Origin of the sequence: Streptomyces sp. NPDC051315 (genome assembly GCF_044455165.1) — a bacterium.
Taxonomy (GTDB): Bacteria; Actinomycetota; Actinomycetes; order Streptomycetales; family Streptomycetaceae; genus Streptomyces.
Genome location: NZ_JBITEN010000004.1, coordinates 453,986 through 477,764, shown reverse-complemented (window position 1 = coordinate 477,764; position 23,779 = coordinate 453,986). Strand labels below are relative to the sequence as shown.

Sequence of the window (23,779 nt, the reverse complement as noted above, 5' to 3'; positions counted from 1 at the left end):
CGTCGTCTGATACAGGTGGTGCGACGACAGGGCAGGGTGGTGCGGTTGCGGTCGCGCGCCGTCCGTATGCGCCCTACCTGCGCGCCGACGGTATGGACGCGATGTCCCATTGACTGGACCTGATACGCCGCCAACCCCGTGTGACATACGAGCGGGCCCACTACCATCCGTGGAGTGACAGCGGGAAACGACACGGTTCTCGAACTGCTGCCGATGGTGTTCGCCGCCCCCAACGACGCGTTGGCGCGGGCGGAGGGAGTGCTCGACACCGATCCGACACCGTTGCACGCCTCCGTCGCCCACCAGGTGATCGGTATCTGGCAGCGGGACTGGGGCGACATGCGCCTCGCCCTGGACCACCTGCGGCGCGCCCGTGAACTCGCGGCCCGCGCGGACTCCGCCGAACGGGAGGCGGACGTGCTGGCCACGCTCGGAGTGGCGCTGGTGCACGCGGGCCGCACCCGGCAGGGACTCGCCGCGTTCGAGCGGGGCGTCGGGCGCGGAACCGGGCACACCCGCGCGCGCGTGCTGTACCGGCGGGCCTACTCCTGGTGGGTCCTCGGCCACCATCGCGAGGCGCTCGAGGACGTGCGCCGGGCGATCCCCGTCCTGCGGCAGGCGGACGACGTCATCTGGACGGCGCGTGCCCTCACCCTGCGCGCCACCGTGCACCTGGCCCTCGGGGCGATCAAGCAGGCCGACGCGGACTTCACGGCGGCCGAGGCGCTCTGGGACACCACCGGCCAGGAGCACGACAAGGCCGACGCGGTGGAGAGCCGGGGCCTGGCCGCGTTCCGGTCGGGGGACGTCCCGGCGGCGCTGCGGCTGCTGGACGAGGCCGAGGAGCGGTACGCCAAGCTCGGCACGCCCACGTTCATGCTCGACATCCGGCGCTGCGAGGTCCTGATGGCCGCCGGTCTCGCGCCGGAGGCGCTGGCCGAGGCGGACGCGGCGATAGCGGTCCTGGACGGCATCGGCGGGCAGTCCACCCGCAAGGCGGAGCTGCTGCTGGCGGCGGCGCGGGCGGCCCGGCTGGCGGGCGATCCGGGGACGGCGACGGCGCGCGCCGCGCTGGCGGTACGGCTCTTCGCGGGGCAGCGGCGCACCTGGTGGGAGGCGCACGCCCAGCTGGTGCTGATCGAGGCGCGGGTCGCCACCGGACGCGGGTCGGGACGGCTGGTGGCGGACGCGGTCCGGGTGGCGGAGCGGCTGTCCGGGTTCGGGGCGCCCGCCGCGCCGGAGGCGTGGCTGCTGGCGGGCCGGATCGCGCTGGAGCTGAACTGGACGGCCGACGCCGAACGGTATCTGGCGGTCGCCGCCCGCAGCCGGCGCAGCGGGCCGCCGCTGGCGCGGATGACGGGCTGGGCGGCACAGGCGCTGTGGGCGCGGGCGACCGGGTCCGGGCGGGGCGTCCTGGAAGCCTGTCGGCGCGGCCTGGACGTGCTGGACGACCACCGCACGACGCTGGGTGCCTCGGAGCTGCGGGCCCGGGCCACCGCGCAGGGCGCCGAACTCGCCGCGCTCGCCCAGCAGGTGAGCCTGGAGCGGGGCGGGCCACGGCAGCTGCTGGTGTGGAGCGAACGGTGGCGGGCCACGGTGCTGTCGGCGCCGCCCACCCGGCCGCCGGCCGATCCGGCGCTGCTGAGCGGACTGACGGCGTTCCGCGAGATCGCGGCCCGCGCGGAGAGCGCGCGGATGGACGGCCGTCCGGTACCGACCCTGGAGCGGGAGCAGCGCCGTCTGGAGCGGGAGATCCGCTCCCGCACCCTGCACATCCGCGGGGACGCTCCCGGCGACGGCCACCGGTTCGACGTCGGCCGGCTGCTGGAGCGGCTCGGCGAGGGACGGCTGGTCGAACTGGCCGTGCTGGACGGGCGGGTGCAGGTCCTGTTGTGCGGAGGCGGACGGGTACGGCGGTTCGCGGGCGGGCTGATCGCCGAGGCGGAGCGGGAGGCCGAGCACGTCCAGGCGGGGCTGCGGCGGCTCGCCCACCCCGGCGCGGACGGCCGGCTGCCGGTGGTGGAGGCGGCGGGGCGGCGGCTGGAAGAGCTGCTGCTGGGCGAGGCGGCCGGGCAGCTGGGCCGGGGGCCGGTCGTGGTGGTGCCGCCGGCCCGGCTGCACCGCGTGCCGTGGGCCCTGCTGCCCTCGCTGCGGGAGCGGGTGCTGTGCGTGTCGCCGTCGGCGAGCAGCTGGCTGCGCGCCCGGGAGACCGAGCCGCCGCCGGGCGGACGGCACGTCCTGGTGCGGGGGCCGGGTCTGGCGACCGGCGGGGCGGAGGTGCCGGAGGTCGCCGGGCGGTACGGCAGGCCGACGGTGCTGGAGCAGGAGGACGCGCGCGTGCCCCGCGTGCTGGAGGAGCTGGACGGTGCCGCCCTCGCCCACATCGCCGCGCACGGCACCTTCCGGGCCGACAGCCCGATGTTCTCGTCCCTGCGGATGGCCGACGGCCCGTTGATCGTCCACGACTTCGAACGCCTCGACCGCAGCCCGTACCGGATCATCCTCTCCAGCTGCGACACCGCCCGCCTCGCCTCGGTCGGCGCCGACGAACTCCTCGGCCTGGTCACGGCCTTGCTGCCGCTGGGCACGGCGGGCGTGGTGGCGAGCAGCGCGCCGGTGAACGACGAGGCGGTGGTCGCGCTGATGCTCGCCCTGCACAAGGGCCTGAGCAGCGGCCTGTCCCTGGCGGAGGCACTGCGCGACGCGCGGGCGGCGCTGCCGGGGGACGCGGTGCACCAGGCGACGGGATGGGCGTTCACGGCGTTCGGAGCGGCGTGAACGCCCTTCCCGGCGGGCTCCGCGGCATGCGGCCGACGTGATCGTCTCCCCCGGCGCCCCGCACGGCGTTCGGGCGGCGCGCACCCCACCCGGTTAAGTTCAGGGCCTCGGGCGGCGGCGCGCGCCCCACCAGGTGGAGTTCACGGCGTTCGGGCGGTGGCGCACGTCCCCCACGCCCGGCTCCGCGGAGCGCCGGCTCCCGGTCAGGCCGGCTGTGGCTCGGGCAGCTCCACCAGCCACGGCAGGGCTCCCCGGTCGCTCGCGCCGAGGCGGGTGTAGGCGCTGTAGAGGTGGTTGCCGACGGTGCGGACGGAGAGGGTGAGGCGCTCGGCGATCTGACGGTTGCTCAGTCCGGCCGCGGCCAGGGTGACGATCTGCCGCTGGCGGGCGGTGAGTTCGCCCAGGACGAGCCCGGACAGGGCCGGGGTGCGGGCGCCCTGGCAGCGGCGGGCCAGGGCGACCGCGCGGGTACGGGCGGTGCGGGCCGCGCGGGGGTCGCGGTGGGCTCGTACGGCCTGGGCGTGCGCCTCCGCCGCGAACAGCAGGAAGCCACGGTCCGCCAGCTCTTCGGCGACCCGGTCGAGGGCGGGTCCGTCGCCCCGCGCGAGCGCTTCGGCGTGGCGGGCGAGGACGCCGTCGGGCGGGAGGAGGCCCGCGGCCCGCTCCGGGACGCCGAGGCGTACGGCGTCGTAGGCGGCGTACGGGTCGTGGGCGGCGTACGGATCCTGGGTCGCGTACGGACCCTGGGCGGTGTTCGCGGTGTTCGCGGTGTGCCGGTCGGGGTCGCCGCCCGCCTCGCCCGACTGGGCGGCGGACAGGGCGCGTTCGCGGCGGCAGGCGGCGTGGTCCGGGGCGGAGGCCAGACCCTCCCGCGCCCAGGCCGCCGCCTCGCGCAGTTCTCCCCGCAGCCGGGAGAACCGGGCGCGGACGGCCGCGTAGGCCGGTGGCACCGGTTTCCCCTCCGCCACCAGCCACTCCCCCACCGGTGTGGGCGTCGCGCGGACGTCCTGGCGTGCGATGCGGTCGGCCAGCTCGGTCGACTCCGCGACGAGGGCCGGTGCGTACGGCGCCCGGATGCCGGTCAGGCGCCGGGCCCGCAGCCGGCCCGCCGCCGCGCGCAGCATCGGGCCGTGCAGCGGGTGGGCGAGGCGGACGGTGGCGTCGTCGACGGCGTGGATCAGGCCGTCCGCCTCCAGGCGTTCGAGGATGCGCAGGTCGAGGGTGCCGACGGGGAGCGGCAGGGGCTCGGCGAAGGCGAGGCGGTCGAGGATCTCGCGTTCGTCGGGGGCGGTGCGGGCCAGGACGGGGGCGGCACGTTCGCGCAGGGCGGGGGTCGGCGGGACCGGGCCGCGCCACCTCCACTCGTCGCCGTCCGGTACCCGGGTGAGCAGGTCCTGCTCGCGCAGTGCGTCCAGCAGATCGCGCAGGAGGCGCAGGTCGCCTCCGGACAGGCGGTGCAGACGGTCGAGGGTCAGCGCCTCGAGGGGAACGCCGGCGGCGGCCGTCAGCAGGTGGGCCGTCTCCTCGCGGGGCAGGGGTTCCAGCGGCAGGCGAGGAAGCAGTTCGCCCGTCCGGAGGCGGGTCACGGCGCCGGGCGCCGGTACGTCGTCCGTGACCAGCACCAGCAGGCGGGTGCGGCCCTGGACGGCCAGCTGGTGGAGCAGGGCGGCGGAGGTGTCGTCCAGCAGCTGGGCGTCGTCGACCAGCAACAGGCGTACCCCGGCGAGGAGCCGGACCGCGCGGTGCAGGGTGACGTCCTCGGGAAGCAGAGGGGCGAACGCGGCGAAGGGGGTGTTCCGGGTCTCGGGGGTGCCGGCCACCCTCACGCGGTCCGTGCCACGGACCGCCTCCGTGGCCAGGCGGGTGCGGCCGCAGCCCGCCGGTCCCGTCACCACGATGCCGGGCCGGCCGGCCGCCAGCGAACGGCGGACCAGCTCCAGTTCCTCCTCCCGGCCGGTGAACGGCCAGGGCACCGACAGCGGCGACGACAGGGGATACGGCACGGACTGGGGCACGGGAGGTCGCACGGCTTCCGGCGCGGGCCGTGGCACAGGCTGCCGCACGGCTTCCTGCGCAGGGTGGCGTACAGCGTCCGGCGCGGGCCGCCGCACGGCTTCCGGCACAGGCTGCCGTACGGGCCGTGAGCGGGGCGGCCGAGGGGTCAGGGCGTCGCGTACAGAAGTCGTCACATCAACAGGAGTCGGCCTACTCACTCCTGATACAGGGCGACTTGAGTAGCTCCCGACTCAGGTCGCGGGGCGGTCCCGCACGGCAGTCTGGAGCCCATGACCGCCCGCTACTGCTCGCTCGCGCAGCAGTCGGCCCCCGCGTTCGCCCCGGGGCTGGCCGCCGAGCGGCTCGGCGCGCTCATGAGCGGACACCGGATGTGGGTCAACGGCACCGTTCTGCACTACTGCTTCTTCGACGGCGAGAACGACGGGTCGGTCATCGCGCCCCCGGCCTCCGCGGGCACCCGGTGGGTGTCCTGGGTCGGCGGCGAGGACCAGCGGGACGTGGTGCGCGACGGCTTCCGCGCGTGGCAGGACCTCGGTATCGGGGTCACGTTCACCGAGGTCGGCGACCGCTCGGAGGCCGAGCTGCGCATCGGCTTCCAGCGGGGCGACGGCTCCTGGTCGGCGGTGGGCCGGGACGCGCTGCGGGCGGGCCTCAACGAGCGCACCATGAACTTCGGCTGGGACCTGACCGCGCCCGGGGAGCGCGCGACGGCCCTGCACGAGATCGGGCACGCGCTCGGCATGCAGCACGAGCACCAGAGCCCGTTCGCCGGCATCCACTGGGACGACGAGGCCGTGTACGCCGACCTGGCGGGCCCGCCGAACTTCTGGAGCCGGGACCGCACCTTCTTCAACGTCCTGCGCAAGCTGGACCCCGCCGAGGTCAACGGCTCGGTGTGGGATCCGCAGTCCGTGATGGAGTACCCGTTCGCGGCGGGGCTGATCCTGGAGCCCGAGCAGTTCCGCGGGGGCGTGCACCCGCCCGGCGGACTGTCGCCGCTGGACAAGGAGTTCGCGCTGCGCTGGTACCCGCCGCTCGACGCGGCGCGGCCGCCCGGGCTGGTCCCCTTCCGTTCGGTGCCGCTGTCCCTGGGGTCCGGCGAGCAGGCCGACTTCACCGTCGAACCGCGGGAGACCCGCGAGTACACCGTCGGCACCTTCGGCGCGAGCGACGCGGTCGTCGTGGTCTTCGAGGAGCGGGACGGGGAACCCCGCTTCCTCGCGGGGCGGGACGACGGGGGAACCCCGCACAACGCCACGATCACGGCCCGGCTCGTGAGGGGCCGCCGCTACTTCGTCCGCGTCCGCCTGTACTCCGGCTGGGGGTCGGGTGAGACGGCCGTCATGTGCTGGTGACGGCCCCGGGGGGAAGCGCCGCGCGGGCGCACAGACCGCAGTCCGGCGCCGGGGGAAAGGCCGGGGACGTCATCACTCGGGGGAGGGTGACGTCCCCGGCCGCACCGCGCGTGCCCGGCGGGAACGCCCGCTCGGGCGCGAGCCGGTCCCGCGCCCGCCGGTCACTTGACGGCGAGGGGTTACGACGCCGCCCGCCCGATGCCGCCCGTCGCGTCCGGGTGGGCCAGGCCGAGGTGGTCGCGCAGGGTCGTGCCCTCGTAGTCGGCGCGGAAGACGCCCTGTTCCTGGAGGAGGGGGACGACCTTGTCGGCGAACTCGTCGAGGCCGCCCGGGGTGATGTGGGGGACGAGGATGAAGCCGTCGGCGGCGTCGGCCTGCACGTACTCGTTGATGGTCCGCGCGACGGTGGCCGGGGAGCCGACGAAGTTCTGCCGGTTGCCGGTCTCGATGACCAGGTCGCGGATGGACCAGTTGTTGGCCTCGGCCAGCTCGCGCCATGCGCGGGCCGTGGCCAGCGGGTCGCGGTACATGCGGACCTGGGCCCGGCCGCGGGCGATGTGGTGCTCGCCCGGGTCGGGGTCGATGTCGGGGAGGGGGCCGTCCGGGTCGTAGGCGGACAGGTCCCGGTTCCAGACGAACTCCAGGTGCTTGAGGGCGGTGGCGCCGCTGACCTGCCGGCGGCGGACCTCCTTGGCGATCTCCTCGGCCTCGGCGTCGGTGTCGCCGAGGACGAAGCTGGCGGCGGGCAGGATGAGCAACTGGTCGGGGCGGCGGCCGTACCGGGCGAGGCGGGACTTCACGTCGGTGTAGAAGGCCTGGCCGGTGTCCAGGGCGGCGTACCGGCTGAAGATCGCGTCGGCGCCGGAGGCGGCGAACTCACGGCCCTCGTCGGAGTCGCCGGCCTGGAAGATCACCGGGCGGCCCTGGGGGCTGCGGGGGACGTTGAACCGGCCGTGGATGTCGAAGTGCCGGCCCTCGTGCACGAAGGCGCCCGCCTTGGCGTCGCTGAGGAAGGTGCCGGTGGCCTGATCGGCGACGATCTCGTCGCCCCGCCAGGAGTCGAAGAGCTCGCGCGCCGTGGCGAGGAACTCCTGGGCGCGGGAGTAGCGCTCCTCCTGGGGGAGGAAGCCGCCCCGGCGGAAGTTCTCGCCGGTGAAGGCGTCCCAGGAGGTGACGACGTTCCACGCGGAGCGGCCGCCGGAGAGGTGGTCGAGGCTGGCGAACTGGCGGGCCACCTCGTAGGGCTCGTTGAAGGTGGAGTTGATGGTGCCGGTCAGTCCGAGGTGGTCGGTGACGGCGGCGAGCGCGGCCAGCACGGTGAAGGTGTCGGGGCGGCCGACGACGTCCAGGTCGTAGATCTTGCCGCCCTGTTCGCGGAGCCTGAGCCCCTCGGCGAGGAAGAGGAAGTCGAACTTGGCGCGTTCGGCGGTGCGCGCGAAGTGGACGAAGGAGCTGAACTCGATGTGGCTGCCGGCCTTCGGGTCGCTCCACACGGTGGTGTTGTTGACGCCGGGGAAGTGGGCGGCCAGGTGGATCTGCTTCAGCGGCTTGCTCATGGTCGTGGTTCCCCTCGGCTCAGGCGGCGGCGTAGCGGTTGGCGGGGCGGGCCAGGCCGAGGAGCCCGCGCAGGGTGTCGGCCTCGTAGGCGCGGCGGAAGGCGGCGCGGCGCTGGAGTTCGGGAACGAGGCCCCGGGTGATGGCCGGCAGGTCGTGGCCGGCGACGGCGGGGCGCAGCCGGAACCCGGTCAGTCCGGCCGTCTGCCACTCCTGGAGCAGGTCGGCGAGTTGGGCGGGGGTGCCGGTGAAGACGCGGGCGTCGCTGGTGTACTCCTCGCCGGCGAGGGTGTCGAGCCGGTCGCGGCGGGCGGCGGCCTCGGCGGGGTCGTCGGCGAGGAGGACGACCAGGTCGGCGAAGACGTGCAGCGGTTCGGCGGCGCGGCCGGCGGCCTCCTGCTCGGCGCGGATCTCGGCGACGACCGCCCGGGCCTGGTCGGTGTCGTGCGGGGTGACGTACCCGACGTCGGCGGCGCGCGCCACCAGGCGGTAGGGGACGGTGGCGTGGGCGAGGGCGGTGACCAGGGGCTGACCCTGGGGCGGGCGCGGGGTGATGGAGGGGCCCTTGACGCTGAAGTGGGGGCCCTCGAAGTCGATGTAGTGGAGCTTGTCGCGGTCGATGAACCGGCCGGTGGCCACGTCCCGGATCTCGGCGTCGTCCTCCCAGCTGTCCCAGAGGCGGCGTACGACGTCCACGTAGTCGGCGGCCTCGTCGAAGAGGCCGGCCACCACGTCCCGGGTGGCCGGGTCGTCGTAGGCCGTGATGCGGGGGATGGTGCGGCGGCCGAAGTGGGCGGCCTCGGCCGGGCGGGCGGAGACCTGGACGCGCAGGCCCGCACGGCCGGTGCTGACGTAGTCGAGGGTGGCGATCGCCTTGGAGATGTGGAACGGCTCCGTGTGGGTGGCCACCACCGTCGGGACCAGGCCTATGTGGCGGGTCAGCGGGGCAACGCGGGAGGCGATCAGAACGGCGTCCAGCCGGCCGCGGACCTGGTCGGTGCGGTCGTCCGGGTCCAGGAAGTGGGAGGACTGCGGGCCGAGGCCGTCCTCGATCGTGACGAAGTCGAGCAGGCCGCGCTCGGCCTCGCCGACCAGGTCGGCCCAGTATCCGGCGGTGAACAGTTCACGGGGGCGGGCGACCGGCTCGCGCCAGGAGGCGGGATGCCAGCCGGTGCCGTCCAGGGCGACGGCGAGGTGCAGGGGTGAAGCGGAGGTCGGGGACACGAGGGTGCCTTCCTGGAGGTCCGTACGAGAAAGCCGGCCACACCCGGGACGGGGGCACGGCGAAGGAACGGGTCAGGAGCAACAGAGCGCGCCGGCCACGCGCTGGAGGTCGATGTGGGGCCGGGAGTGCAGGTGCACGGCGTGGGACAGGGCGGCCACGTCCGTCACCTCCCTCTTCCGGGCGCGCGACGGCGCCTCGCACATCTCGTCATGGGTCACAACCTCCCGGTCCCGCCGGATGTTCCCGGTGTGCGCACGACGGCGTTGTCGAGGGGGTTCGGTGGGGCCGCGGACGGGGCTCCGCCTCCGCGGAGGCCGATCGGGTGGGCCACGGAGGCGGAGTCCCTTCTGACGCGACGGGTGTGGGGACGGGCGATGGTGACGAGGGGTCAGGAGTTGTCCAGCGGCAGCCCGGGCGGGTTGATCTCCGAGGTGGTGACGGCCTCGTTGGAGAGGTTCCAGGCGGCGAGCCACTTGGCGTAGGTGCCGTTCTCGATCAGGTGGTTGATGGCCGCGGCGATCGGCTCGGCGAGTCCGCTGTCCTTCTTGGCGGTGGCGGCGATCAGGCCCTGGAGCGTCTCACCGGCGCCGGAGTAGGTGCCCGCGCTGCGGGTGGCCTGCGGGGTGCCCGCGGTCTTGGCGATGTTGTAGGCGATGCCGGGGTTGGGACCGAAGTAGGCGTCGATCTTGCCGCTGTTCAGCGCCAGGTAGGTGCTGTTGCGGTCCTGGAAGTACTTGACGGTGAGCTTCTTGCCCTCGCTCTCCAGCTTCTTCTTCCACTCCAGGAGGATCTTCTCCTGGTTGGTTCCGTTGCTGACGGAGACGGTCAGGCCGGCGAGGTTCTCGTAGTTCCCGTCGAAGTTCCACTTGCTGTCCTTCTGCACCTCCCAGCCGAGGTTGTCCTGCCGGTAGGACGCGAACTCGTACTTCTGCTTGCGCTCCTCGGTGTCGGTGATGTTCGAGAAGCCGACGTCGACCTTGCCGCTGTCGATGCCGACGAAGAGGTTCTCCCAGGTGGAGTTCTTCACCTCGGGCTTCAGGCCCAGGACCGCGGCCACGAGTCGGGCGAGGTCCGGTTCGGCGCCGGTGAGGGTCTTCTGGTCGCTGCCCACGAAGGCGAGCGGCGCGAAGCCGGCGGGCAGGGCGCCGACGCCGATCCTCAGCGTGCCGCTCTTGCGGACGGACTCGGGCAGACGGGCGCTGATTGACTTCACCTCGGAGACCTTGAGGGTGGTCTCCTTGCCGGCGCCGTTGGACAGCCGGGCGACGGTCACGCTCCCGGAGGCGGCGTTGTCGGTGGTGGTGGCGGCGTCGCTCTCGCCACCGCAGGCGGCGAGCCCGGTGGCGAGGGTGGCGACGGCGGTCGCCGCGGTGATGCCGCGTATCAGGCTGCGTCGGGAGAAGTGGGCAGGCATGGCCGTCCTTGTCGTGAGAGGCGATGAGAGGGGGGTGAAGGGGTGAGGGAAAGCGGTGGGGGGAAGTGGTGGGGAGGCGGAGGGGCGGCACGGGGCCGGGGTCCCGTCGGCCGCCGGTCAGAGCACCTTGCTCAGGAAGTCCCGCGTCCGTTCGTGCCGGGGGTGGTCGAGGATCTCGGCCGGCGGGCCCTGTTCGACGATCCTTCCGCCGTCGATGAAGACGATCCGGTCGGCGATCTCCCGGGCGAAGCCCACCTCGTGGGTGACGATGACGAGGGTGGTGCCGCTGGTCGCCAGGTCCTCGATGACGGCGAGGACCTCGCCGACGAGCTCGGGGTCGAGGGCGGAGGTCGGTTCGTCGAAGAGGATGACGCCGGGGCGCAGGGCGAGGGCCCGGGCGATCGCCACGCGCTGCTGCTGGCCGCCGGACAGCTGCCGCGGGTAGGCGCCCGTCCTGTCGCCGAGTCCGACCCGGTCCAGGAGTTCGCGGGCCAGTTCCCGGGCCTCGGCCCTGCCGAGCTTTCCGGTCGCCACCGGGGCGGCGGCCACGTTGTCCAGCACGGTCAGGTGCGGGAAGAGGTTGAAGTTCTGGAAGACGAAGCCGATCCGGCTGCGCTGGGCGAGGATGGCGCGCTCGCTGAGCTCCTTCAGCCGCTCCCCGTTCCGCTGCACACCGATCGGCTCGCCGCCGACACTGACGTAACCGACCTCTGGCTTCTCCAGGTGGTTGATGACCCGCAGCAGCGTCGACTTGCCGGATCCCGACGGGCCGATGACGACCGTGACCTCGCCGGGCCGTACGGTCAGGTCGACGCCGTCCAGGACGCGGTGGGCGCCGTACCACTTGTGGACTCCGTGCACTTCGAGCGCGACCGGGGTGATCTCGGCGCTGGTCATACGGCGGCCTCCCTGCGCGCGCGTTCCCTGAGGTCCCGCAGGCCGGTGCGCAGCTTCTGCAGCGGGGTCGGCGGCAGGGAGCGCGTGGCGCCCCGGGCGTAGTGCCGCTCGACGTAGAACTGGATCACGGACACGAGGCTGGTGAGGATCAGGTACCAGACGGTGACGACCAGCAGCAGCGGGACGATGTCGCCGGGGTAGGTGGAGCCCATGGCCTGGGCGGTGCCGAACAGGTCGAGCAGTGACACGTAGAAGACCAGCGAGGTGCTCTTGACCAGGCCGATCAGCTGGTTGACGTAGTTGGGGGTGATCGAGCGCAGGGCCTGCGGGAAGACGATCCGGCGGAACTGGTAGCCCTTCGGCAGCCCCAGGGCGGAGGCCGCCTCGTGCTGGCCCTGGTCGACGGAGAGGATGCCGCCGCGGACCACTTCGGCGGCGTAGGCGGCCTCGTTGAGGCTGAGGCCGATGACGGCGACCGCCATGTCGGTGGCGAGCCGGGACTCGTCGAAGGTGACGAACGCGGGTCCGAAGGGGACGCCCAGGCTCAGCGTCTCGTACAGGGCGCTGAAGTTGTAGAGGAAGAGCAGGACGACGATGAGCGGGATGGAGCGCAGCGCCCAGACGTAGGTCCAGCTGACCGCGCGCAGCACCGGACTCCTCGACAGCCGGGCGAGGGCGAGCAGGATGCCGCCGATGAGGCCCAGCACCGCGCTGTAGACGGTGACTTCGAGGGTGATGAGCAGTCCGTCGAGGATCGTCGGCCGAAGGAACCAGTAGCCGAAGCGGTCCCACTGGTAGAAGGGGTTCGCCACCAGGCCGTGGACGAACTGGGCGACCAGGACCAGCACGACGGCGGTGGCGATCCAGCGGCCGGGCCGGCGCAGCGGCTGAACCCGCTGTGCGGTGAGCCTCGTCGGCGGGGTGTCGGCGGCGGGTGCCTCGGCGAGGGACACGGCGCCTGGGGGTTCACTCATGAGGGGCTCCGGCGGGAGTCGGACACCCCGGGTCACGGCGGCCGCGGGCGGCGGCGGTGCGGCGGCAGAGGGGTGGGGACCGCTCTGCGGCGCACGGCGCCGGCGGGGCGCACGGATGCGTACGGAAACCGGGGTGGGGCGGACAACGGCACACCGCTCGGGCGGTGTTCGTCAGGAACGCGGATGCGGGGCGAAGGGTGTGAGGGGTTCAGCCCCGACAGCGGGCACGGCCCGGTGCGGTACACAGTGCGCTGTTCACGCGGAGCAGATCGACGGCGCGGTCGGCGACGAGCGGATCGTGTGACGGGCGTACGCGGCCCCGGGGGCGGCGGGGCGCCGTCCTGAGAGCTGCGTACATGTCCGTCACCGTCACTGTCCGGCCCCGGTGGGGCCCTCGCGCTTACCGAACGTCATCCGGTCCGGTCGTCACCTGGGGCACCCCACCGCGGTGCGAGGGTTGCCGGTCAGCAAGCCAGGGCTTGTCGCTGACGCTCATGACCGTTCTGGGCCGTAAGTTAAGCCATTCACCCGAACGGATGTCAACGTGCGTCCAGTGCGTGGACCGGGTCAGGGCCGGTTGACCTGCGGTCGCGTGCCCGTGCCGGGGGTCGCGTGGGCCTCCCAGTCCAGGATCTGGACGGCGGCCCCGGCGGCCTCCAGGCCCTGACAGCGGGCGTGGTGGCGGCGGTTGATGCCGTCGAGGTCGAGGTGGCCGCCGAAGGCCGGGTGCCCGGCCAGGCGGCGGGCGTAGGCCCACAGGGCCGGATGACCGGCGACGCGGTGCACGGCGGCGGCGTCGAGGTGGTGCCGGTGCACGGTGTCGAGCTGGACGAGCGTCACCCACAACTCCACGTCGGCGGCGGTGAGCTGACCGCCGATCAGGTACGGCTGGACCGCGAGTCCCCGCTCCAGCACGCCGAGCGTGGCGAGCAGGGCGTCGAGGGCGGCGGTGCGCTCCGCCTCCCCGGCCCCGGCCGCCCCGGCGCGCTGCGCGGCCTCCTCGATGCCCTGCGCGCACATCCGCTCGACGGCCTCGATCTCCGACTCGGCGCCGCGCGGGTGGAGCGCGATCCGGCCGCCGCCGAAACGGCGGGCGAGGTCCCGGGCGATGTCGGGGCCGTGGGTGGAGACGATGCGCCCCGACCAGTCGTCGCTGAGCACCGGCGCGAGGGCGGGGCCGGTGTAGCGGTGGGCGCTGGCGTCGTAGAGCGGGCGCAGCGCCGAGTGGCCGCCGTCGGGACAGTCGGGGACGGCGGGCAGGAAGGTCACCGGACAGGCCCGGTCCAGGCCGAGCAGCGTGTGGGTGACGGCGATGCGCAGGCCGTCGGGGTCGGCGGGTGACAGGTGGAGGCGGTAGCGGCGCGGGACGGCGTAGTGGCCGCTGCGCGCGTCACGGCCGATGCGGCCGCGGAAGGCGGGGGCGGAACGGACGGACGGGTGGGTGGCCGGCGGTGTGGCGGACATGACTCTCCCCGGGGGCGGTCGCGCGGAGGGACGCGCGGCGGATGCGGCGTCTGACGGGAGGGCGCGGCCCTGGTCCGCGCGCCGGAAGGGACGGTGCGCGGGGCACCTTCGGTGCGGCTCGGCGCGGGAACGGGCCGGTTCAGCCCTGGACGTCGATCGCGCTGCAGACGCGCAGCAGATCGATGTGACGGCGGGAGGTGAGAAGGGGCGACGACCACGCCGTGCGGCTCGCTCGGCTGGTGACCGGCTCAAGGCGCCCCATGTTTCCCTACCTGTTCACTAGGATTCCCGCTCCGAGTGTCGATCGGCCACCGGGCGCCGTCAAGGGGGCGTCCACGGAGTGGAGCGCGGGGAGATGTCCTGGCCGGCCCGGGCGAGGTCCTCGGGGGCGGACCCGAAGACGGCGGAACCGCCCGAGGACCTTGCGTGGGCCCGCAGGCGGCGGCGTCCGCAGGCGCCGCCTCGTCTCACGTGCGGGGCTTCCCGCTCGCCCCGAACTCGTCGGCGCCGGTCGGCTCGGGGCCGCCGAGGTGCAGAGGGACGGCGGGCCCGCCGAACTGCCGGCCGCCACACCGGAGTCGGCTTCACCGCCTCCGTCCTCGGTGCCGCCCGCGCTCAGACTCCCGCTCGGCGCCGAAGGTCGCGCGACCGGTACGAACAAGGCCGCCTCCTCGTTCGAGAAGGCGGCCTCCGACCGCGTGAAGCTGGTCGGGACGACAGGATTTGAACCTGCGACCCCTTGACCCCCAGTCAAGTGCGCTACCAAGCTGCGCCACGTCCCGCCGCGCTCCGCGCCGGGTGAACCGTGGGAACGCGCAGGTAAACCCTACCGTACGGGTGCGGGTGCGGCGGTCGCGCCCGACGGGGCCGCGGGGTCGGTCCCATCGGCCCCTTCAGCCCGCGCCGCCAGGGCCTCGGGGTCGGCCCCGACGGCACCCTCGGCCCGCGCGCGGTCGCCGGTGGGGTCCGCGCCCCGGGTGGGGTCCGCGCCCCGCCCGTTCGTGGACCGCGTCGCGTGCCCTCCGTGTCGACGGTGCCGAGTCACAGGCCCTCCGCGTCGACGGCCCCGGGCAGGACGGGCGCGGGGGCCGGGAGCCGTACCGGCTTCCACGACCAGTGGTGCGGGAACCGCATCCGTCGGCCGGGGTGACAGTGACGCCCGGAGGGGGGGCCGCCGGGATCGACGGGCACGACCCGTCCGAAAGGGCGCCCTGGAGAGGGCACGTCAGGTGATGTCCCGCCATGGGTGACCCGGGCGGAGCCGCAGCGGCGCGGGCGGCGGTGGCCCGGGGCGGTTGCGGGTGCCGTGCTCGTCCGGGGGCCCGTCGAGGTCGCCGGGCAGGGATCGGTCAGGGAGACAAGGCCCGACGGCTACCCGGGGGATGACGGATCGTCAGCCGGGTCTGGGCCCTCGGGCGCGCACGGGTGCCGTGGAGTTGCGGATCTGCAACTCCACGGCCACGTCGGTGGGTTCGGTCGGCAGGGGGCGGCCCTCGATGGCCGCGGTGAGGGCGCCGACGGCCCGGTCGGCGACGGCGGTGAAGTCCTGGCGGAGGGTGGTCAGGGGCGGGGAGAGGTAGGGGGCGACGGGGACGTCGTCGAAGCCGACCACGCTCACGTCGTGCGGCACGGTCAGGCCGACCTCGGCGAAGGCGCGGACCAGGCCGATCGCCATGTCGTCGTTGGCGGCGAACACGGCGGTGACGTCGGGCAGCCGGGCCAGGTGACGGCCGGCCGCGTAGCCCGAGGCCGGGGTCCAGTCGCCCCCGGCGGGCAGCGGCGGCTCCGGTGCGCCGGCGGCGGCGAGCGCCTCGCGCCAGCCCTGGACGCGTTCGCGGGCGCTGAACCAGTCCTGCGGGCCGGGGACGTGCCAGACGGTGCGGTGGCCCAGGGCGAGCAGGTGCTCGGTGGCGAGCCGGGCGGCGGTGACGCCGTCGGCCCGGACGACGGCGCTGCGGCCGCCGGCCGTGTCCACCGGGGCGCAGAGACTGACGACCGGCAGGTCGGTGTGCAGACGCAGGGGGGCGCCCTCGTCGACCGGTTCGACGAGGGCCAGGCCGTCGACACCGTGTTCCAGGAGCGACTCCACGGCGACGGTCACGCGCCGGCTCCGCGCGGTGCTCGCCAGGGCGAAGGTGTAACCCGCCCGCCGCACGGCCTGCTCCAGGCCGAACAGCAGGGAGGTCGGGCCGTACAGCGGGGAACCGAGGGCGACGACGCCGATCCTGCGGTAGCGGCCGAGGAGCAGGGCGCGGGCGGCGGTGTTGGGGCGGTAGTCCAGGTCCCGGATGGCCCGCAGCACGCGCTCGCGCACCTCGGGGCTGACGTGCGGCTCGCCGTTGACGACGCGCGACACCGTCTTCTGCGAGACGCCGGCGGCGCGGGCGACCTCCGTCATCCCCGGACCACGCCGGGGTCCGGCCGTCGCCATGAGGCGCTCCCGTCGGTCGTGGGCCGCGCCGGCGGGCCCCGTCCGAGCACTCCGCCCAGGTGTCCGGCGGTGCGTGCCGCCTCCGGACCACGCAGTCAAGCCGGTCGACGACCTCCCGAGGACCAGGCCTGACTACGTAGTCAGGCCAGTCTTGGGGGCTGATCCGGCCACGTCAAGACCCCACGGCCCGCACGCCCTCGCGCCCCTTCCGGTCACTCCGGGTCCGACACGCAGAATTTTCCCCGAGGCCACGCGGCGCCTGGAATGCGAACCTCCGTTACGGACATGCGGTTCGAAAAAACCCATTTCCAGCGGTCATGCATGTTTCAACAAAATGAGCCGGCGGTGAATTCGATCATTCGCGGGAAGTATTTGATCCGCTTTCCTCCGACCTGGCCGTCGGCCGCCGACTGACCGGATCGATACGGCCGCATACCAGCCGTCCGTTCAAACGTTGACCAGCGAGTAACCACAGCACTACCTTTCAAGCGCGTTTCGAGCACGCGCTCAGACCGGTGTTCCGCGGTGATCCCTGCCCGCCGGAATCCACTGTGCCGCCTTTGCTGTCCCGAACCCCCCACCGTGCAGTTTCACCCTTGATTCGGAGAATCATGACGTTCACTGTGCGTTCCGAGGACATGATCATCGGCATCACTCCTTTCGGCGAGCCCGACGCCGGGCTCGCCCTGGCGGTCGGCCGGGCCGGCGGGCTGGGCGTGCTCGATCTGGGTGACGGCGACCGAAGAGCGCGCGAGGCGCTGTCCCGGCTGCGCCGGGAGTCCCCGGGCGCGTTCGGGGTCAGAGTCGGCCCCCGCTGCCGGCTGTCCCCCGCCGACCTCGCCGCCGACGGCCCGCACACGGTGGTGCTGGCCGCGGACGCGCCCTGGCCGATGGCCGAGCTCGCCGCGCGCCACCGGGTGCTGGTGGAGGTCACCGATCCGGCGGGGGCCCGGGAGGCCGCCCGGGCCGGCGCGCACGGGTTGGTCGCCCGGGGCGGCGAGTGCGGCGGCCGGATCGGCGAACTGAGCACCTTCGTACTGCTCCAGCGGCTCCTGGCGGCGCCCGGCCTGGAGCTGCCGGTGTGGGCCTGCGGCGGCATCGGTCCGCGCACGGCCGCCGCCGCGGTGGCCGGCGGGGCGGCCGGCGTCGTCCTCGACACCCAGCTCGCCCTGCTGGCGGAGTCCGCGCTGCCCGAGCCGGCGGCCGCCGCGCTGCGCACCCTGGACGGCTCGGAGACCGTCGTCCTGGCCGGTCACCGGGTCCTGCTGCGCCGCGGCCCGGACGCGCCGCGGCTCCCCGACGACGCCGGACCGGAGGCGGTCGCGGCGCTGCTGGGCGCGCAGGATCCACGCGCCCAGCTCCTGCCGGTGGGCCAGGACGGCTTCCTCGCCGCCCGGTTCGCCGACCGCTGGGGCGACGTACGGCGGACGGTGCGGGCCCTGCGGGACGCGGTGCGGGACGCCGTACGGGAGGACGCCGAGCACGGGGAGGACGGGCCCGGGCGGGCGCTGGTGGCCGGCTCGCCGATGAGCCGGGCGCTCGGGACACGGCTGCCCGTGGCGCAGGGGCCGATGACGCGGGTCAGCGACGGGGCCGCCTTCGCGGCGGCGGTCGCCGAGGACGGGGCGCTGCCGTTCCTCGCGCTGGCGCTGGCGGACGGCGCGCGGACGCGGACGATGCTGGCGGAGACCCGGGACGCGGTGGCCGGCCGGCCCTGGGGCGTGGGCGTGCTCGGTTTCGCGCCGGAGGACGTACGGGCCGCCCAGCTGGAGGCCGTACGGGAGCTGCGGCCCACGCACGCGATCATCGCGGGCGGGCGCCCCTCCCAGGCGCAGGCGCTGGAGCGGGACGGCATCCGGACCTTCCTGCACGTGCCCTCACCGGGGCTGCTGCGGCAGTTCCTCGAGACCGGGGCGCGCCGGTTCGTGTTCGAGGGCAGCGAGTGCGGCGGGCACGTCGGACCGCGCGGCAGCTTCCCGCTGTGGGAGGCCCAACTCGCCGTGCTGGAGGACTGCCTGGGTGATGCCGACGCGGGTGACCTGGAGGTGTTCTTCGCGGGCGGGGTGCACGACGAGCGGTCGGCGGCGATGGTCGCCGCCCTCGCCGCGCCGCTCACCGCGCGCGGGGCGGCCGTCGGCGTCCTGATGGGCACCGCCTACCTGTTCACCGAGGAGGCGGTGGCGCGGGGCGCGATCCAGCCCCTCTTCCAGCGGCAGGTGCTGGCCGCGGAGCGCACCACCCTGCTGGAGTCGGCGCCGGGGCACGCCACGCGTTGCGTGCCCAGTCCGTTCGCCGCCGGGTACCGCGAGGAGGAGGCCCGGCTGCGCGCGCGGGGCGTGCCCGACCGGCGGATCTGGGAGGAACTGGAGCGGCTCAACGTCGGCCGGCTGCGCATCGCCAGCAAGGGCGTGACCCGCGGGGCCGACGGGACGCTCACTCCCGTCGACGAGCGGCGCCAGCTCGCCGAGGGGATGTTCATGGCCGGGGAGGTGGCCGTGCTGCGCTCGGCGACCACGACGGTCGCCGCGCTGCACACCTCGGTGACGACGGGAGCGGCCGCGTTCCTGGCCCGGCGCGCGGCCGAACTCGGCGAGGAGACGCCGGCCACGACGCCGCAGGCGCCCGCGCCGCTCGACATCGCCGTCGTCGGCATGGCCTGCATGTTCCCGCACGCCCCCGACCTGGCCACCTTCTGGGCGAACGTCGTCGGCGGCCACGACGCCGTCACCGAGGTGCCGCCGGAGCGCTGGGACCCGGCCGTCCACCACGGCGAGTCCACCCCGTCGAAGTGGGGCGGCTTCCTGCCGCCCATCCCGTTCGACCCGCTGCGCTACGGCATCCCGCCCGCGTCCCTCGGCTCCGTCGAGCCGGTCCAGCTGCTGTCCCTGGAGGCCGCCCGGCGCGCCCTGGAGGACGCCGGATACGGCGACGGGGGACGGGAGTTCGACCGTTCCCGCACCTCCGTGGTGTTCGGCGCGGAGGCGGGCAGCGACCTGTCCAACGCGGCCACGCTGCGGGCCGTGCTGCCCTCGTACTACGGCAGGGTCCCGAGCGGCCTGGACGACCAGCTCCCGCGGCTCACCGAGGACTCCTTCCCCGGCATGCTCGCCAACGTGATCTCCGGCCGGATCGCCAACCGGCTCGACCTCGGCGGCGCCAACTACACCGTCGACGCCGCCTGCGCCTCCTCGCTCGCCGCGGTCGACGTCGCCTGCAAGGAGCTCGTCGGCGGCACCAGCGACGTGGTGCTGTGCGGCGGCGCCGACCTGCACAACGGCATCAACGACTACGTCCTGTTCTCCTCCGTGCACGCCCTCTCCCCCACCGGCCGCTCCCGCGCCTTCGACGGCTCGGCCGACGGCATCGCCCTCGGTGAGGGCGTGGCCTGCGTCGTCCTCAAACGGCTGGCGGACGCCGAACGCGACGGCGACCGGATCTACGGCGTCATCAAGGGCCTCGGCTCCTCCAGCGACGGCCGCTCCCTGGGTCTGACCGCGCCCCGCCCCGAAGGGCAGCGGGCGGCCCTGGAACGGGCCTACCGCAACGCGGGCGTCTCCCCGGCCGGCGTCGGGCTCGTCGAGGCGCACGGCACCGGCACCGTGGTGGGCGACCGCACCGAACTGCGGGTCCTCAGCGAGGTGTTCGGCGCCGCCGGCGCCGAGGCGGGCGGCTGTGTGATCGGTTCGGTGAAGTCGCAGATCGGCCACACCAAGTGCGCCGCCGGTCTGGCGGGCCTGATCAAGGCGGTCCTCGCCCTGTACACGGGGGTGCGCCCGCCGACGCTGCACGTCGAGGCGCCCAACCCGGCCTGGGACGCGGACAGCAGCCCGTTCGCCTTCCACACCGAGGCCAGGCCGTGGGCGGCGCCCGCCGGGGAACGCCTCGCCGGGGTCAGCGCGTTCGGCTTCGGCGGCACCAACTTCCACGTCGTGCTGGGCGCGTACGCCGGCGGCGTGCCGCCCGTGCACGGCCTGGACGCCTGGCCGGCCGAGCTGTTCGTCTTCCGCGGACGGGACGAGAAGGCGGCCCACCGCGCGGTGGAGGAACTGCTGAGGACCGCCGAGGCGGAGGGACGGCCGTGGCGCCTGCGTGACCTCGCCCTGGGCGCGGCCCACCGGTCCGACGCGAGTGCGGATCCGGCGCGGGTCGCGATCGTGGCGAGCGATGTGGACGACCTGGTGGAGAAGCTGCGGCGGGTCCTCGCGGGCCCGGACGCGCACGATCCGGCCCGCGGGATCCACCTGGCGGGCCGGGACACGCCGGTGGCCACGGACTTCGGCCCGGGTGCGCCCGGTGGCGCGGCCCCCGGCAAGGTCGCCTTCCTCTTCCCCGGGCAGGGCAGTCAGCGCACCGGGATGCTCGCCGAGCTGTTCGTCGCCCTGCCCGAGCTGCGGGGCTATCTGGAACTCGGGCGGGCCCACGCCGGCGCGTTGTATCCGCCGGCCGCCTTCGACGACGCCGTGCGTGACCGGCAGCAGGCCGCGCTGACCGACACCCGGGTGGCGCAGCCGGCCCTCGGGATCGCCGGGCTCGCCGCGCACGCCGTGCTGACCGCCGCCGGGGTCCGGCCCGACATGGCCGCCGGGCACAGCTACGGCGAGCTGGTCGCCCTCTGCGCGGCCGGCGCCCTCGCCCCCGAGACGCTGCTGGAGCTGAGTTCCGAGCGGGCGGCGGCGGTCCTCGAAGCCGCCGGGGAGGACCCGGGGACCATGGCGGCGGTCGCGGCCGGCGCCGAGGACGTCGTACGGGCACTCGAGGAGGCGGGCGCGCCGGACTCCGTCGTCGTCGCCAACCGCAACGCGCCCGCCCAGACGGTGATCTCGGGACCGACCGAGGCGGTCGTCGAGGCCGTACGGCTGCTGCGCGAGGCGGGTCTCGGCGCCAAGCGCATCCCCGTGGCCTGCGCCTTCCACAGCCCGCTGGTCGCCGCCGCCGGCGACCGGTTCGCGCGGGCGCTCGCGGACCGCCCGGTCCACGCACCCGAGTTCCCGGTGTGGGCCAACCGCAAGGCCGCCCCGTACGCCCCCGACGCGGAGGCGGTACGGGCCGAGCTCGCCGCCCAGATCGGCGCCCCGGTCGCCTTCGCCGAGCAGATCGAGGCGATGTACGAGGCGGGTGCGCGCGTCTTCGTCGAGGCCGGCCCGGGGTCCGTGCTGACCCGGCTGGTCGGGCAGATCCTCGGGGACCGCCCGCACACCGCGGTGGCCTGCGAGTCCCGCCCCGGCGGCGGCCTGCGCGGCTGGCTCGACGCCCTGGCCCGGCTCGCCGTCGCGGGGCTCGCGGTGCGCACCGGCCGGCTGCTGCGCGGACGGGACGCCGTCGACGCGGTGCGCACGCCCGCGCCGAGGCGGCCCGGCTGGACGGTGGACGGACAGCTCGTCCGCACCGCCTCCGGCGCCCTTCTGCCCGGTGCGCTCGCACCGGCCCGACGAGTCGTGGACCCCGGCGAAAGGACTGTGACGACTGTGACGACCAACCCCCCGCACGGCGTCCCCTCCGACCGGGACGCGCTCATCTCCGAGTTCCTGCGCACCAGCCGGGAGATGATCGCCGCCCAGCGGGACGTACTGCTGACCTACTTCGGGGCGGCGCCCGGGGCGACGGCCCTGCCGCCCGTCCCCGCGGAAGTGCCCGCGGTGCAGGTGTCTCCGGTGGCGGTGACGAGTCGACCGGTCCCGCCGGAAAGGGAGTTGCAGCCCGCGCCCGCGCCCGTGAGCGCTCCGGCCGGCCCCGTCGACGTCGGGCGGATGGTGCTGGACATCATCAGCGAGCGCACCGGCTATCCCGTCGACATGATCGAGCCCGACCTCGACCTGGAGGCCGACCTCAGCATCGACTCCATCAAGCGCGCCGAGATCGCCGGTGAGCTGGCCAGGCGGCTGGGGGCCGGGGAGGGCACGGACCTGGCCGCCATGGACGACGCCGAGCTGGAGGACCTCGCGAAGGCGCGCACGGCCGCCGCGGTGACCGACTGGCTGACGGCACGGCTCGGCGAGCCGGCCGCACGGGAGGGGACGGCCGGGCCGGACGGGCTCGCCGGACCCGAGCGGCCGGCCGGAGCGGCCTCCCCGGTCGCACCGGCCCTCGTCACGGCACCGGCCCTGACCCCACCCCGGCCCGACGCCCCGGCCCAGGCCCCGGCTCTCGAGGACGTCACCGGCGAACCACCCCGACGCCACGTCCTGCGCCCCGTTCCCCTCGACGGCCCGCAGGACCTCCCCGCCGACGCGTCCTCCCTCCTCGCCGGCACCCACTGGACCGTCCTCGGCGAGGGTCCCGACGTCGTCGCGCGACTGCGGGAGTCGGGCGCCCACGTCGTCGTGCGCGGCCGGGACCACGAGCCGGCCGACGCCGACGGGCCGGTGGACGGCGTGTTGTACCTGGGGGCGCTCGCGGAGGGTGACGACCCGGTGCTGCCGGACGCGTTCCCCGTCCTGAAGGCGGCCCTGGCCCGCTCCCCGCGGTGGCTGCTGGCCGTGCGGCCCGCCGACGGGCCGGCACCGGACCCCCGCTCGGCGGGGCTGCACGGGCTGTTCCGCACGGTGGCGCGGGAGTACCCCGAGACGGTGGCGCGGGTGGTCTGCCTCGCCGACGTCTCCCCCTCCGCCGTCGCGGACGCGGTGGTCGCGGAGGCCGTCGCGCCGGACCGTACGCCGGTCGTGCTGCGGACGGCGGCCGGACGGCACGGGTTCGAGCTGGTGGAGGAGCCGCTCGGCACACTGGGCAGCACGGGGGCCGGACCGGCCGGGGACGGCGCCGCCGAGGCCGCCGCTCTGGGCCTGGACCGGGACGCGGTGGTGGTGCTGGCGGGCGGGGCACGCGGCATCACCGCGCAGTTCGCCGCCGCGCTCGCCGGTGCCGCCCGCTGCCGGCTGGAACTGCTCGGCCGCACCCCGGCGCCGGACGGCCCCGAGGACGCGGACACCGCCGCCGCGCGCACCCCGGCCGAGTTGCGCGCGGTCCTCGCCGCCCGGGGCGGGCTGACGCCGGCCGAGATCAACCGCGCCACCGGGCTCCTGCTGGCCCAGCGGGAGATCAGGGCGACGCTGGCGGAGCTCACCGCGCTCGGCAGCCGGGTCCGCTACCGCTGCGTCGACTTCCGCGAACCGGAGGCGGTGCGCCAGGCGGTGAAGGAGATCCACGCCGAGCACGGGCGGCTCGACGGCGTGGTCCACGCGGCCGGCGTGATCGAGGACCGGCTCGTCGGCGAGAAGACCGCCGAGTCCTTCCAGCGTGTCTACGGCACGAAGGCGACCGGTGCCCACGCCCTGCTCACGGCGCTGGAGGAGCTGCCCGCCGCGCCCGCCTTCACGGTGCTGTTCGGCAGCATCGCCGCGGTCCTGGGCAACCGCGGCCAGGTGGACTACGCGGCCGCCAACGACGCCCTGGAGACCCTGGGCGCGGCCTTCGCCGCCCGCACCGGGCACCGTGCGCTGACCGTGCACTGGGGCCCGTGGGCGCCCGCGGCCGGTCACGCCGGCATGGTCGGGGTGGAACTGGCCCGTGAGTACGCCCGGCGCGGCGTCCGGCTGATCGACCCGGAGGAGGGAACCGCCGCCCTGCTGCGGGAGCTCGCCTGGGGCGAGACGTCCGCGACCGCCGTCGTCTACACCGCCTCGGGCTGGTGACGGCCGCGGTGTCCACCACGGTGACCGCTCGTCAGGTCCCGGT

13 protein-coding genes, 1 tRNA gene and 1 riboswitch are annotated in these 23,779 nt (G+C 75.0%); of the genes, 3 read left to right on the top strand and 11 right to left on the bottom strand.

The window, feature by feature from the left end:
- Nucleotides 1–213: 213 nt before the first annotated feature.
- Entirely contained in the window at nt 214–2,778 is a 2,565-nt protein-coding gene (locus ACIBBD_RS11345) for a CHAT domain-containing protein (RefSeq protein WP_399419112.1), read from the top strand.
- Nucleotides 2,779–2,981: 203 nt separating this feature from the next.
- On the opposite strand, the gene ACIBBD_RS11340 is transcribed toward ACIBBD_RS11345, so the two are convergent.
- On the bottom strand, nt 2,982–4,781 hold the full coding sequence (locus ACIBBD_RS11340; RefSeq protein ID WP_399419075.1) for a LuxR C-terminal-related transcriptional regulator: 1,800 nt from the start codon (nt 4,779–4,781) through the stop codon (nt 2,982–2,984).
- Nucleotides 4,782–5,063: 282 nt separating this feature from the next.
- On the opposite strand from ACIBBD_RS11340, the gene ACIBBD_RS11335 reads away from it, so the two are divergent.
- Nucleotides 5,064–6,149: a M12 family metallopeptidase gene (locus ACIBBD_RS11335; RefSeq protein WP_399419074.1), complete on the top strand. Its 1,086-nt coding sequence runs from the start codon at nt 5,064–5,066 to the stop codon at nt 6,147–6,149.
- Between the two features lie 179 nt (nt 6,150–6,328).
- Here the strand turns inward: ACIBBD_RS11335 and ACIBBD_RS11330 are convergent, their stop codons facing one another.
- From ACIBBD_RS11330 to ACIBBD_RS11285, 10 genes are all read right to left on the bottom strand, one after another.
- On the bottom strand, nt 6,329–7,705 hold the full coding sequence (locus ACIBBD_RS11330) for an NtaA/DmoA family FMN-dependent monooxygenase (RefSeq protein WP_399419073.1): 1,377 nt from the start codon (nt 7,703–7,705) through the stop codon (nt 6,329–6,331).
- 19 nt (nt 7,706–7,724) lie between these two features.
- Entirely contained in the window at nt 7,725–8,927 is a 1,203-nt protein-coding gene (locus ACIBBD_RS11325; protein ID WP_399419072.1) for an LLM class flavin-dependent oxidoreductase, read from the bottom strand.
- Nucleotides 8,928–8,999: 72 nt separating this feature from the next.
- Nucleotides 9,000–9,146, bottom strand: coding sequence for a putative leader peptide (locus tag ACIBBD_RS11320; protein ID WP_399419071.1), 147 nt, complete (start codon nt 9,144–9,146; stop codon nt 9,000–9,002).
- 170 nt (nt 9,147–9,316) lie between these two features.
- Nucleotides 9,317–10,342: an ABC transporter substrate-binding protein gene (locus ACIBBD_RS11315; protein ID WP_399419070.1), complete on the bottom strand. Its 1,026-nt coding sequence runs from the start codon at nt 10,340–10,342 to the stop codon at nt 9,317–9,319.
- A gap of 117 nt (nt 10,343–10,459) precedes the next feature.
- Nucleotides 10,460–11,239 (bottom strand): amino acid ABC transporter ATP-binding protein, encoded by a 780-nt coding sequence (locus tag ACIBBD_RS11310; protein ID WP_399419069.1) that lies wholly within the window; start codon nt 11,237–11,239, stop codon nt 10,460–10,462.
- Entirely contained in the window at nt 11,236–12,213 is a 978-nt protein-coding gene (locus ACIBBD_RS11305) for an amino acid ABC transporter permease (protein WP_399419068.1), read from the bottom strand. Before ACIBBD_RS11305 ends, ACIBBD_RS11310 begins: the two co-directional genes overlap by 4 nt.
- A 391-nt stretch (nt 12,214–12,604) precedes the next feature.
- A riboswitch (SAM riboswitch) is annotated at nt 12,605–12,713 on the bottom strand.
- A 67-nt stretch (nt 12,714–12,780) separates the two neighbouring features.
- Entirely contained in the window at nt 12,781–13,677 is an 897-nt protein-coding gene (locus ACIBBD_RS11300; RefSeq protein WP_399419067.1) for a glutathione S-transferase C-terminal domain-containing protein, read from the bottom strand.
- 139 nt (nt 13,678–13,816) lie between these two features.
- Nucleotides 13,817–13,939 carry a putative leader peptide gene (locus ACIBBD_RS11295; protein ID WP_399419066.1) on the bottom strand — a complete coding sequence of 41 codons (123 nt, stop codon included), beginning with the start codon at nt 13,937–13,939 and terminating at the stop codon, nt 13,817–13,819.
- A gap of 443 nt (nt 13,940–14,382) precedes the next feature.
- Nucleotides 14,383–14,459 (bottom strand) — tRNA-Pro (locus ACIBBD_RS11290).
- Nucleotides 14,460–15,070: 611 nt separating this feature from the next.
- Entirely contained in the window at nt 15,071–16,108 is a 1,038-nt protein-coding gene (locus ACIBBD_RS11285) for a LacI family DNA-binding transcriptional regulator (protein ID WP_399419065.1), read from the bottom strand.
- A gap of 611 nt (nt 16,109–16,719) precedes the next feature.
- Between ACIBBD_RS11285 and ACIBBD_RS11280 the strand changes: the two genes are divergently transcribed.
- Nucleotides 16,720–23,736, top strand: coding sequence for an SDR family oxidoreductase (locus tag ACIBBD_RS11280; protein ID WP_399419064.1), 7,017 nt, complete (start codon nt 16,720–16,722; stop codon nt 23,734–23,736).
- Nucleotides 23,737–23,779: the final 43 nt, after the last annotated feature.

What these genes read in the sequence shown, in the direction of transcription:
- ACIBBD_RS11335 (WP_399419074.1), top strand. Translation starts at nt 5,064, where the DNA reads ATGACCGCCCGCTACTGCTCGCTCGCGCAGCAGTCGGCCCCCGCGTTC.
- ACIBBD_RS11315 (WP_399419070.1), bottom strand. Translation starts at nt 10,342, where the DNA reads ATGCCTGCCCACTTCTCCCGACGCAGCCTGATACGCGGCATCACCGCG.
- ACIBBD_RS11330 (WP_399419073.1), bottom strand. Translation starts at nt 7,705, where the DNA reads ATGAGCAAGCCGCTGAAGCAGATCCACCTGGCCGCCCACTTCCCCGGC.
- ACIBBD_RS11280 (WP_399419064.1), top strand. Translation starts at nt 16,720, where the DNA reads ATGACGTTCACTGTGCGTTCCGAGGACATGATCATCGGCATCACTCCT.
- ACIBBD_RS11300 (WP_399419067.1), bottom strand. Translation starts at nt 13,677, where the DNA reads ATGTCCGCCACACCGCCGGCCACCCACCCGTCCGTCCGTTCCGCCCCC.
- ACIBBD_RS11285 (WP_399419065.1), bottom strand. Translation starts at nt 16,108, where the DNA reads ATGGCGACGGCCGGACCCCGGCGTGGTCCGGGGATGACGGAGGTCGCC.
- ACIBBD_RS11345 (WP_399419112.1), top strand. Translation starts at nt 214, where the DNA reads ATGGTGTTCGCCGCCCCCAACGACGCGTTGGCGCGGGCGGAGGGAGTG.
- ACIBBD_RS11310 (WP_399419069.1), bottom strand. Translation starts at nt 11,239, where the DNA reads ATGACCAGCGCCGAGATCACCCCGGTCGCGCTCGAAGTGCACGGAGTC.
- ACIBBD_RS11295 (WP_399419066.1), bottom strand. Translation starts at nt 13,939, where the DNA reads ATGGGGCGCCTTGAGCCGGTCACCAGCCGAGCGAGCCGCACGGCGTGG.
- ACIBBD_RS11305 (WP_399419068.1), bottom strand. Translation starts at nt 12,213, where the DNA reads ATGAGTGAACCCCCAGGCGCCGTGTCCCTCGCCGAGGCACCCGCCGCC.